Source organism: Streptomyces incanus (assembly GCF_042656345.1).
In the GTDB taxonomy this organism is placed as follows: Bacteria; Actinomycetota; Actinomycetes; order Streptomycetales; family Streptomycetaceae; genus Streptomyces; species Streptomyces incanus.
This window is the reverse complement of record NZ_JBHSPC010000132.1, coordinates 1-10656: the sequence shown is the minus strand read 5'-3', so window position 1 is coordinate 10656 and position 10656 is coordinate 1. Positions and strand designations below refer to the sequence as shown.

General features: G+C 70.8%; 8 protein-coding genes and 4 pseudogenes. 3 read left to right on the top strand and 9 right to left on the bottom strand.

Annotation, left to right across the window (positions count from 1 at the left end):
• Both ACFP2V_RS33990 and ACFP2V_RS33985 read left to right on the top strand, forming a co-directional pair.
• Positions 1–250, top strand: a pseudogene (locus ACFP2V_RS33990) (IS200/IS605 family accessory protein TnpB-related protein); the annotation flags it as partial.
• A gap of 70 nt (positions 251–320) precedes the next feature.
• Positions 321–602 (top strand): hypothetical protein, encoded by a 282-nt coding sequence (locus ACFP2V_RS33985; protein ID WP_381219125.1) that lies wholly within the window; start codon positions 321–323, stop codon positions 600–602.
• A gap of 148 nt (positions 603–750) precedes the next feature.
• Here ACFP2V_RS33985 and ACFP2V_RS33980 read toward each other — a convergent pair.
• The 6 genes and pseudogenes from ACFP2V_RS33980 to ACFP2V_RS33955 form a co-directional block, all read right to left on the bottom strand.
• Positions 751–1187, bottom strand: a pseudogene (locus ACFP2V_RS33980) (aminotransferase class I/II-fold pyridoxal phosphate-dependent enzyme); the annotation flags it as partial.
• Positions 1188–1262: 75 nt separating this feature from the next.
• Complete coding sequence (locus ACFP2V_RS33975; protein WP_381219123.1) at positions 1263–1523, bottom strand: Txe/YoeB family addiction module toxin; 261 nt, start codon at positions 1521–1523, stop codon at positions 1263–1265.
• 10 nt (positions 1524–1533) lie between these two features.
• Entirely contained in the window at positions 1534–1791 is a 258-nt protein-coding gene (locus ACFP2V_RS33970) for a type II toxin-antitoxin system Phd/YefM family antitoxin (protein ID WP_037676836.1), read from the bottom strand.
• Between the two features lie 164 nt (positions 1792–1955).
• A pseudogene (locus ACFP2V_RS33965) lies at positions 1956–2396 on the bottom strand (aminotransferase class I/II-fold pyridoxal phosphate-dependent enzyme); the annotation flags it as partial.
• A gap of 35 nt (positions 2397–2431) precedes the next feature.
• Positions 2432–3745 (bottom strand): SWIM zinc finger family protein, encoded by a 1314-nt coding sequence (locus ACFP2V_RS33960; RefSeq protein WP_381219122.1) that lies wholly within the window; start codon positions 3743–3745, stop codon positions 2432–2434.
• Positions 3742–6585 carry a DEAD/DEAH box helicase gene (locus ACFP2V_RS33955; RefSeq protein WP_381219124.1) on the bottom strand — a complete coding sequence of 948 codons (2844 nt, stop codon included), beginning with the start codon at positions 6583–6585 and terminating at the stop codon, positions 3742–3744. Before ACFP2V_RS33955 ends, ACFP2V_RS33960 begins: the two co-directional genes overlap by 4 nt.
• A gap of 295 nt (positions 6586–6880) precedes the next feature.
• On the opposite strand from ACFP2V_RS33955, the gene ACFP2V_RS33950 reads away from it, so the two are divergent.
• Positions 6881–9061, top strand: coding sequence for an IS1096 element passenger TnpR family protein (locus ACFP2V_RS33950; RefSeq protein WP_381219121.1), 2181 nt, complete (start codon positions 6881–6883; stop codon positions 9059–9061).
• A gap of 219 nt (positions 9062–9280) precedes the next feature.
• Here the strand turns inward: ACFP2V_RS33950 and ACFP2V_RS33945 are convergent, their stop codons facing one another.
• From ACFP2V_RS33945 to ACFP2V_RS33935, 3 genes and pseudogenes are all read right to left on the bottom strand, one after another.
• Positions 9281–9541, bottom strand: coding sequence for a Txe/YoeB family addiction module toxin (locus ACFP2V_RS33945; RefSeq protein WP_381219120.1), 261 nt, complete (start codon positions 9539–9541; stop codon positions 9281–9283).
• A 9-nt stretch (positions 9542–9550) separates the two neighbouring features.
• Complete coding sequence (locus ACFP2V_RS33940; protein ID WP_037676836.1) at positions 9551–9808, bottom strand: type II toxin-antitoxin system Phd/YefM family antitoxin; 258 nt, start codon at positions 9806–9808, stop codon at positions 9551–9553.
• 162 nt (positions 9809–9970) lie between these two features.
• A pseudogene (locus ACFP2V_RS33935) lies at positions 9971–10411 on the bottom strand (aminotransferase class I/II-fold pyridoxal phosphate-dependent enzyme); the annotation flags it as partial.
• Between the last annotated feature and the right edge of the window lie 245 nt (positions 10412–10656).

Here is a 10656-nt window from a genome sequence, read left to right as displayed (position 1 = left end):
GAACTCCCGCGCCCGGAGCCCGAGGCGAACGCCCGCTGACCAAGGGCTCCGGTGCGCCGTGCCCTCGGCGACCGTCCAGGCCCCACCGGATGCCCCCGGGCGTGAGGGACCCCGCCCCCGCCTTCCCGGACCACGGACACGAGCCGTGCCGCCGGACGTGGAGCGAACGCGGGCGACCAGGACACCCCACACCGTTCGGGATGTCCGCAGCGAGCAGGAACGGGTCCAGGACTCACTCCTCTTCACGGAAAAGGAACGGTTGCCGGTGGACGGGTTCGTCGAATGCGCTGGCGCAGCGTCAGCTGCTGACTCCAGAGGGCATGGCCGATGCCGAGCATCTGCTGGTGCTCGCTGAGAACCTGCTCCAGCTCGTGGAGCCGGCGGGCGGCTCGGACAGAGCCGAGGAGGCGCTGCGTGCCCAGGGCCCCCACGTCAGGGACGCGATTGCCGCCGTGTCGGACTCCGCCCACCCTGACCGGGCCGGTCTGGAAGAGCTCAGGCAGCTGGCGGCCAGGGCGCTGCGCGCTCCTGCCGCCCGGCTCGGCCGCGCCCACGAGCGGGGGCGGCCTGTCGGCAGGAGCGGCCGCAAGCGGCGCCGCTGACCAGCGACGACACCGTTCGGCGCCGCAGGCGCAGAGGGACCGGCGCCGACACGGAGCCGGGGAAGGCAGAATCGCCGAACTCCCGCTGCCCGTCGCCGTTCTTGCCGGCCAGGAGGCGCCTTCGAGCGAGCCCGAACGCGCCGTGGGTTCAGGGCACGAGGCATCGAAGGCGGCTGATGGCCTCGTGGAGGACGTCGTCCCTTTTGCAGAAGGCGAAGCGGACCTGGCTGCGGCCGGCTTCCGGGTCGTCGTAGAAGACGGAGTTGGGGACGGCGACGACGCCGCAGCGTTCGGGGAGGGCGCGGCAGAAGGCGTAGGCGTCCTTCTCACCGAAGGGGGTGATGTCGGTGGTGATGAAGTACGTGCCCGAGGCCGGTAGACCTCGAACCCGGCCGCGCGCGGACCGTCACCGAGCAGGTCGCGCTTGCGCCGGTGGGCTGCGCGGAAGCCGTCGAAGTACGACTCCGGCAGGCGCGGCGCTTCGGCGACCGCGTACTGGAGCGGGCCCGCGGAGACGTACGTCAGGTACTGCTTCGCCGAGCGGACCGCCGTCACCGGCTCGGGTGTCCCCGTCACCCAGCCGACTCCCCGTTCGTACGCCTATGTGTGTGCGGCGCGGGGCAGGTGGTGAGGAGGGCGCTGTATCGCCCCCGAGTCCTGTCAGCTCTCGTAGTGGTAGCGGCACTGTGCGATCAGGACGCTGTCCTCGGTGGCCTTGTAGATCAGTCGGTGCTCGTCGTTGATGCGGCGCGACCAGTAGCCCTGGAATCCTTGCTTGAGCGGTTCCGGTTTGCCGATCCCCTCGTTGCCGTTCCGGGTGATGTCCGCGATGAGCGTGTTGATGCGCTTCAGGATCTTCCGGTCCTGAAGCTGCCACCACAGGTAGTCCTCCCAGGCACGGGAGGAGAAGGTGATCTTCAACTCGCGTGCCTTATTCGTCGGTCGCCAGCTCGCGTACGGTGCCGCCGCCGTTTTCCAGCTCGTCGATGGAAGCGAGCAGGCGCCGGGCGTTGGCCGGACTTCGCAGCAGGTACGCCGTCTCCTTCAGGGACTCGTAGTCCTCAAGGGAGACGATGACGACCGGCTCATGTCCCGCCCGGGTGATGACCACTTCTTCGCGGTCGTCGGTGACGGAGTTGAGCACCTCGGCGTACCGCGCGCGCGACTCGGAATAGGTCATGGTCTTCATGATCGACCCTCCTTTCACGTACAGGAAATTGTACGTCGATGCTTGTGGTGTGACAAGCGCCAGAACGGCGGCCGTGATCGGGCGGCCTCCGGGTGTCCAAGTTCCCTGCGGGTGAGGGACGGCAGGCAACGCGGAATGCCATGGCCGACCCCATGGGGTGGCCGTCAGTGCGCGAACGCCTTACGGAGCCGTTCCGCCGCATCCGTCAGCACCTCGGCGCGTTTGCAGAAGGCGAAGCGGATGTACGGGGCGCCTGCCTCCCGGTGGTCGTAGAAGACCGAGGTGGGGATGGCGACGACGCCGGCGCGTTCCGGGAGGACGAGGCAGAAGGCTTCGCCGTCGGTCTCGCCGAGGGGCCGGATGTCGGCGGTGAGGAAGTAAGTGCCGGCCGGTCGTAGGACGTCGAAGCCCGCCTCCGTCAGGCCCGTCGTCAGCAGGTCCCGTTTGGCGCGCAGGTCCGCGCGCAGATCGGTGTAGTACGCGTCCGGCAGCGCGAGGGCCTCGGCGATGGCGTACTGGAAGGGGCCCGCGGAGACGTACGTCAGGTACTGCTTCGCCGAGCGGACCGCCGTCACCAGCCCGGGTGCCCCCGTCACCCAGGCCACTCCTTATTCGTACACCTACTTGCCTGCGGCGCGGGTCAGGTCGCGAGGAGGGCGGTCAGGACGACGGCAGGGTCGGCGTCGGGTGGTCCGGCCGGCCACCAGGTGCCTCGGTCCTTGGTGTACGGGTACCACAGTCCGTCGCGGCCCAGCCGCAGTTGGCTGTCGTGGCCCTCGACGGTCCAGCGGTTGCGCCAGGAGCGGAGCCGGGGTGGTCTGCCGTCGGCCCAGTCTGCGCGCAGCGCTTCGCGGGCACGTTTCAGGTGGGAGGCGGGTGGGTTCCAGGGGCTTTCCAGTACGTCCAGGGATGCTGCGCCGCCGTGTTGCCACGCACGGGTGGCGGCTGCGAGTTCGCCGGGGGTGCGGCCGCAGTGCGAGGCGATCCTGACGAAGACGTCCGTGGTGGGGTGAGTGGCGGCGAGACGGACGGCGTCCTGCCATTCGGTGAGCGGGGCGGGTGGGGCGGTATCGGCGTGCCGCGCGCCGAGAGCTCCGGCGAGGAAGTGATGGGCACGCGTCGCGGTGTCGACGGCGAGCAGTTCCAGGGCGGCCGGGTCCACATCGGGCTCCGGGACGGCGGAATCCACCAGCGCGGGGCCACGGCCGGGTCGATCGGGGAGCGGCGGCGGGCCGGGCAGGGGCGGTAGCGCGGTACGGGAGGCGAAGGCGGGCCCGGCTGGATCACCGGGCCGGGCCGGGAGCGCGGCCGGAGCCGCGCCTGCGGTCGCTGCGGACGCGGCGGCTTCGGCGGAGGCGCGGGCGGTGTTGCGGCGGCCGAGCTCGTCCATCAGCTCTCGCTCGCCGCGACCCCGCAGGAGCAGCAGCACGAAGGGGTCGCGGTCCAGGAGTCGGGCGACCTGGTAGCAGAGGGCGGCGGCGTGTTTGCAGGGGTAGCCCCAGTCGGGGCAGCTGCATTCGGGGTCGAGGTCCTGGGGGCCGGGCAGCAGCGGGACACCGGCGGCTGCGGCGTCGTCGGCGAGCCCGGTGGGCATCTCGCCGTCCAGCAGCGCGGCGATGTTGGCGGCCCGCTCGGCGATCATGTCGAGCAACTGGTCCCACTGCCGGTCCGTCAGCTGCTCAACCTGGACCGTGGAGCGGTACGGGGTGCGGCGGCTGCCCTGCACCGGGGCGGCGGCCGAACCGGGGGCGACGGTGACCGGTCCGACCGCGCCGCCGCGCGCGTAGGTCCGGCCACGCGAAAGGCGGCCGGAGTCCAGGGAGGACTCCTCCAGGGAACGTAGCCATTCGCGGCCCCACCAGGACTCGGCGAAGGGTGCACGGCTGCCCTTGGCCGGCGGGAGTGCCTCGAAGGTACGGGCGGCCGACTTGCCCGGCCGGCTACGCCTGGTCATCGTCCCGTCTTTCGCAGTGTGACCAGTTCGGCCAGTTCGCTGTCGCTCAGTTCGCTGAACGCCGCCTCGCCCGAGCCGAGCACCGAGTCGGCCAGTTCCCGCTTCTGCCGGAGCATCTCGGCGACCCGGTCCTCCACGGTGCCCTCGGCGATCAGCTTGTGCACCTGGACCGGCTGGGTCTGTCCGATCCGGTAGGCGCGGTCGGTGGCCTGGTCCTCCACGGCCGGGTTCCACCAGCGGTCGTAGTGGATGACGTGTCCGGCCCGGGTCAGGTTCAGACCGGTCCCGGCGGCTTTGAGGGACAGCAGGAACACCTTCTTCTCGCCGGCCTGGAAGGCGTCGACCATCTCCTCGCGGCGTTTGACCGTGGTGCCTCCGTGCAGGAACAGGGTGTCCACGCCGCGGTCGGCCAGGTGGCGCTCGAGCAGCGCGCCCATGGCCACGTACTGGGTGAAGACCAGGGCCGACCCGTCCTCGGCCAGGACGGTGTCCAGGAGTTCGTCCAGGAGTTCCAGTTTCCCCGAGCGGCCCGGGAGCTTGGCGCCCGCGGGTTCCTTCAGGAACTGCGCGGGGTGGTTGCAGACCTGCTTCAGGCCGGTGAGGAGCTTCATCACCAGGCCGCGCCGGGCGATGCCCTGCCTCTCCTCGATCTCGGTCATGAGCTCGCGTACCAGCGCCTCGTACAGCGAGACCTGTTCCTTCGTCAGGGACACTGGCTGGTCGGTCTCGGTCTTGGGCGGCAGCTCGGGCGCGATGCCGGGGTCGGCCTTGCGCCGGCGCAGCAGGAAAGGGCCGACCAGCGCGGCCAGCCGCCGGGCGGCCTGTTCGTCGCGGTCGCCCTCGACGGCCGTGGCGTAGCGGTCACGGAAGGAGGTGAGCGTGCCGAGCAGGCCGGGGGTGGTCCAGTCGAGCAGTGACCACAGTTCGGACAGGTTGTTCTCGACCGGGGTGCCGGTCAGCGCGACCCGCCCCCGCGAGGGGATCCGGCGCAGAGCCTGGGCGGTGAGCGCGTGCGGGTTCTTGACGTGCTGGGCCTCGTCGGCGACGAGCAGACCCCACGGCTGCTCGGTGAGGCGTTCGGCGTCGCGGCGCATGGTCCCGTAGGTGGTCAGGACGAAGCCGCCGTCCGCTCCGCCGTCGAGGCCGGCCAGGTCGCGGCCGGGGCCGTGGAAGCGGCGCACCGGGGTGGCCGGTGCGAAGCGCTGGATCTCGCGTTCCCAGTTGCCGAGCAGCGAGGCGGGGCAGACCACCAGGGTGGGGCCGGCGGTGGTTTTCCGTTCCTGGCGGCGCAGATGGAGAGCGATCAGAGTGACGGTCTTGCCCAGGCCCATGTCGTCGGCGAGGCAGCCGCCCAGGCCGAGCGAGGTCATCCGGTGCAGCCAGTTCAGGCCGCGCAGCTGGTAGTCGCGCAGCGTCGCGGCCAGGGCTTTCGGCGGCCCCTGGGGCTCGCGCGCGGCGCGATCCTCGGGGGCGGCGATCCGGGAGCGCAGCTCCTCCAGTACGCCGCTCGCAGTGACCGCCACCTGTTCGCCGTCCACCTCGACGCTGCCGGTCAGCGCGGCGCCCAAGGCGTTGATGGGGGTGAGCGAGGTCGTCCTGGACTGCGCGGTCCGTCGCAGCCGGCGGACCAGCTCCGGGTCCACGACCACCCACTGGTCGCGCAGCCGCACGATCGGCCGGTGCGCCTGGACCAGCCGCTCCAGCTCCTCCTCCGTGAGCTCCTGGTCCCCGAGGGCGACCCGCCAGCGGAAGTCCAGCAGGCCGCCGGAGGACAGGAAGGACGCGGCCGAGGACTGCGTCCCCTGGCGGCGTACGGGTTCCAGGACGCCGGAGGCGGTCAGTTCGCGTACCAGCTCCTTGGGCCAGTGCACGGCGACGCCGGCGGCGGCAAGGCTTTCGGCCGCGTCGCCCAGCAGCGACTGGGCCTCCTCGTCGGACAGCTCCAGACCGGCCGGGGCGGCGGAGTCCAGCATCCGGCCGGCCGGGGGCCAGGCACGGGCGGCCCGGCGCAGCGTCAGCAGCGTGTCCACCTTGGCTCGTGGACCGAACAGTTCAGGGGCGGTGGCCCTGCCGGACCACAGGTCCGCGGCGTCGGCGAGCACCGTGGGATCGGCCAGGCTGCGCAGTTGGACCACGGCTCGGAAGGAGTCCGCGCGGCCCAGTTCCAGCCGCAGCGACACCGCCAGACCTGCGTCGCGGCCGGCGGCGACCTCCGCCGCCCAGCCTCGCTGCTCGGGCACGGACTGCGGAGCTCGGACCGCGAACGCCGGTCCGCCGGTCACCTGGCGGGCGGCGGGAGGGCGGGCGAGGGAATCGGCCACGGCGTCCAGGAAGGCCCGCAGCAGCGGCTCGGCCGCCGGAAGCGTGAGGGGGGAGAGCCCGGGAACTGCGACCGAGCGGGCCCAGGGAGGCATGGTGGCGGCCAGGGAAGCCAGCCACTCGTGGTCCTCGGTGTCCAGCGGGCCGATCCGCCACGCGTCGAATCCTTCCGGCGACACCCCGGGCAGCATCCGGCCCCGGGCGAGCAGCTGCAATCCCAGCAGGGCCGCTGTGCCCCAGAACGCGGTACCGGCCGACGCCCGCCCACTGCCGTCCGCACCGAGTGCCCGGCAGCGGGTCAACAGCGGCAGCGCCTGCTCCACCGGCAGCAGCACGGCGACCACCCGCGCCCGGCGCACGGACGAACCGTGCGGGCGAATCACGGTGAGTTCCTCGGGTTCCACCCCGAGGTCCGGCGGCTCACTCCCGGGCGTCCAGAACGCCATCCGTCCCATCCGGGGCGGATCCGCGGGAAGGAACACTGCCTCGCCCCGGGCGAGCTCCGGCAACCAAGCGACCATCCGCTCCCAGTCCGGAGCTGCCGACTCGTGCTCCGCCGACGGGTAAACCTTCGCCACTACGCCCACTCCTGGCCCAGGCTCCTGCAACTGTTCGGGAGGGCGCGGGTCACCCGCGAGCCCTCGGCGGGCCAAGGCTATCCCCGCAGACGGGCAGCGCGTGCCAGAAGTGCTTCGCTCACTCGGCGCAGTGCGGGAAGATGTCACCGGCACCCAGCAGAGACGGCCGCGACACCTTTGTGGTTGTGGCCCCTCATCGGTGCCGGAATCCATCTCCGCCTTGAGGGAACCCTTCGCCGTGACCGCCAAGCTCGTGCCGACCTACCAGTTGAAGATCGCCCTGCGAGACACCAGCCCGCCGATCTGGCGCCGGGTCACCCTGCCCGCCGACACCTCGCTCGGCTGCCTGCACGACATCATCCAGGCATGCTTCGGCTGGGACGACTCGCACCTGCATTCCTTCACCGAACCTTCCTCCGGCCGCCAGTTCGTCGACTTCGACGGGCCGTTGGACCATGATCCTCTCCGCGACGCCGACGAGGAGTCCGTGACCGTGGCCGAGGTACTGCCCTACGAAGGCGGTCGGCTGGAGTACACCTACGACTTCGGCGACGACTGGCGGCACCGGATCACCCTGGAGAAGACCCTCCCCGCCTCCACCCCCGACCGACGCGTCCGCTGCACCGGTGGACGCCGCGCCATGCCCTATGCCGAGGACACCGGCGGCGCCTGGGGGCTGCAGGCCGTACTCGACGCCGTCGTGGACCGTGGCGCACCGGCCCCCGAGCCATGGACCGACCTGGTCGAAACCCTGCGCGAGGAGGGGTTCGACCCCGCCTGCTTCGACCGTGACGCCCTGGACCGGGAACTGGCCGAACTGGACCCGCGGCCGCCCGCGGCCACCCCGGCACAGCGGGGAAAGCTCAGCCTGGCCGAAGCCGCTTCCAGCGGGCGGCGCTGTTCCTGCGGCGAGGTCCACGACGACGAGTACGACGAGTACGACGAGGACCTCGCCGTGGAGTCCGTCCCGGTGCGACCCGTCTCCCTGGCACCGCGCGCGGAGCTCGCCGCAGCCGCCCGGCAGGTTCCGCTGATCGCCTCAGCGCTCCGCCTGGCCCACTGGTGCCAGGGCGGACGAGCCGTCACGTCCCGGGATGTGCTCAAGCCCGCACTGGGCCGCCTGGCTGTCCAGGAACTCGAGCTGTGGGCCCAGGACGACGAGCTGAGAGCACTGCGGCCCGTGGAGCGCGACGAGCGGCTGGCCCGCCTGCGCAGCTCTGGCGACCTGCCCTGCCTGGACGGTCCCTGGCAGCTCGCTCTGTACACGGACCTGGTGGGGATCAGTGCGGGCACCGCCCGTCCCGGTGCCGACCTGCCCGCCACCGCGGGGGACGAGGGAGTGCTGAAGATCTGGTGTCAGGCGCTCGAGGACGAACTCGACGCCCTGAACGAGCTCGAAAACCTCGGTCTGCCTCCGGCGCTGCTGGCCGCGCTGGGCATGCAGGACGAGGACGGCGACGGCTTGGCAGCGGCGGTGCTGCGGGCACTGTACGAGGTTCCCGACGGCGAATGGCTGGACCCGGCGCTGCTCGTCGGCGCACTCCGCGAGGGCCTCCCGAAGCAGGAGGCACGACTGGTCGAGCTGTTCCTCCTGCAGATCCTCGACCAGGCGGCCCTCATCCTCGCCGAGTATCAGGCAGCGGAAGTCGAGACCGGCCCGGAGACGAGCCGGCAGCGCGATCACATCCTCCTCGGCATCCTCGGCATCGAGGCGAGCACCGAAGACAGCGACGGCACTCCGCCGGCCGGGGCACGGCTCAGGCTCACGCCACTGGGACGCCACGGACTGCGCGAGTACCTGCTCGCCGAGGGATTCCAGGCCCCGCTGATCGGCGAACTGGCCGACGCCGACGCCCCGACGCTGCTGGACGCCCTGCTCGACTACGACCAGGACGCCGCCCACGCCGAGATCACCGGATGGATCAGCCATCGGGGCCAGGGCCCGGCCGCTGTACAGCTCATCGACGCCTGCGCCGGGTTGGAGGCCGATGCGGCCCTCCGCCGCCTGGCCGCCCCGCCGGTGCTCGCAGAACTCGATGAGCCCAAGGCGCTCGCCGTCCTGCGTAAAGCCGCGGCCTCACAGGTCCCCGGCTGCGCCGAGACCGCGGCGATCGCGCTGGCCGGCCGTGGTGAGATCCCCGAGGGGCAGGGCCGGGAACTCCAACTGTGGGGGCTCGTGGACCATCTGTGGGGCCCGCTGGGCGTAGCGGACGAGGCGCTTGCCGCGTTCCTGGACCAGGAGGAGGACATGGTGCTGCCCCTCCTGGAGCAGGCCGCCGACGATCTGTGGCGCTGCGACCATCCCGCCACCGGGGCCGTCCTGGAAGCGGCAGGTCGACAGCTGAGGGATCGGGACAAGGCGCTTGCCAAGCGGCTGCGCAGGTCCGCGACCAAAGTCGGATCCCAGCGCCGACGATGAAGCCGGGCGCGCTGAGGAGGACCTGACCACCGTGTCCCTGTTGTGATCCGGTAAGGATCCAGAACCCAGCCTCGTCCGTTGTCGGCCTGTGTGGTTGCTGCGTGAGATGACTCCCGCCGGGTGGTGCAGCCGGTCAATGGACCGAAACGTGAAGGGTGCTTGCATCACCCGGCGGAACACGATCCTGCGTCGGGCTGTGCTGGATCCGTTTGAGTCCTGTCAGCTCTCGTAGCGGTAGCGGCACTGTGCGATCAGGACGCCATCCTCGTTGGCCTTGTAGATCAGTCGGTGCTCGTCGTTGATGCGGCGCGACCAGTAGCCCTGGAATCCGTGCTTGAGCGGTTCCGGTTTGCCGATCCCCTCGTTGCCGTTCCGGGCAATGTCCGCGATGAGCGTATTGATGCGCTTCAGGATCTTCCGGTCCTGAAGCTGCCACCACAGGTAGTCCTCCCAGGCGCGGGAGGAGAAGGTGATCTTCATTCGCGGTCGTTATTCGTCGGTCGCCAGTTCGCGTACGGTGCCGCCGCCGTTTTCCAGCTCGTCGATGGACGCGAGCAGGCGCCGGGCGTTCGCCGGGCTTCGCAGCAGGTACGCCGTCTCCTTCAGGGACTCGTAGTCCTCGAGGGAGACGATGACGACCGGCTCATGTCCGGCTCGGGTGATGACCACTTCTTCGCGGTCGTCGGTGACGGAGTTGAGCACCTCGGCGTACCGCGCGCGCGACTCGGAATAGGTCATGGTCTTCATGATCAACCCTCTTTCACGTACAAGAAATTGTACGTCGATGCTTGTGGTGTGACAAGCGCCAGAACGGCGGCCGTGACCGGGCGGCCCCCGGCGCGAAAGTTCCGGGCGGGTGAGGTGCGGCAGACAACGAGGAACGTGACGACCGGTCCCGTAGGACGGCAGTCAGTGCGTGAATGCTCTGCGGAGCTGTTCCGCTGCGTCCACCAGTACCTCGGCGCGTTTGCAGAAGGCGAAGCGGATGTACGGGGCGCCGGCCTCCCGGTGGTCGTAGAAGACCGAAGTGGGGATGGCGACGACGCCGGCGCGTTCCGGGAGGGCGAGGCAGAAGGCTTCGCCGTCGGTCTCGCCCAGGGGGCGGATGTCGGCGGTGAGGAAGTAGGTTCCGGCCGGGCGGAGGACGTCGAAGCCCGCCTCCGTCAGGCCCGTCGCCAGCAGGTCCCGCTTGGCGCGCAGGTCCGCGCGGAGTTCGGTGTAGTACGACTCCGGCAGCGCGAGGGCCTCGGCGACCGCGTACTGGAAGGGGCCCGCGGAGACGTAGGTCAGGAACTGCTTCGCCGAGCGGACCGCCGTCACCAGTGCGGGTGTTCCCGTCACCCAGCCGACTCCTCGTTCGTACGCCTATTCGCGTGCCACGCGGCAAGCCCCATGACGACGGAGCTGTGGCGGCTGCGGAGCCTGTCCCAGCTGGTCTCACAGCCGTACCGCCGGGCTCGATGACACGGCGCTGTCCGCCGTATCCTGACCCCACACGGGAAGGAGCCGTCCATGAGCGTCGACGCGATCATGCACACCGAGTTCCCCGAGGGGTACACGGTCCTGTTCGGAGCTGACGGAAAGGTGATCATGAC

Bases quoted from the DNA above. Each gene is read 5' to 3' on its own strand.
- ACFP2V_RS33960 (WP_381219122.1), bottom strand. From the start codon at position 3,745: ATGACCAGGCGTAGCCGGCCGGGCAAGTCGGCCGCCCGTACCTTCGAG.
- ACFP2V_RS33985 (WP_381219125.1), top strand. From the start codon at position 321: ATGGCCGATGCCGAGCATCTGCTGGTGCTCGCTGAGAACCTGCTCCAG.
- ACFP2V_RS33940 (WP_037676836.1), bottom strand. From the start codon at position 9,808: ATGAAGACCATGACCTATTCCGAGTCGCGCGCGCGGTACGCCGAGGTG.
- ACFP2V_RS33955 (WP_381219124.1), bottom strand. From the start codon at position 6,585: ATGGTCGCTTGGTTGCCGGAGCTCGCCCGGGGCGAGGCAGTGTTCCTT.
- ACFP2V_RS33970 (WP_037676836.1), bottom strand. From the start codon at position 1,791: ATGAAGACCATGACCTATTCCGAGTCGCGCGCGCGGTACGCCGAGGTG.
- ACFP2V_RS33945 (WP_381219120.1), bottom strand. From the start codon at position 9,541: ATGAAGATCACCTTCTCCTCCCGCGCCTGGGAGGACTACCTGTGGTGG.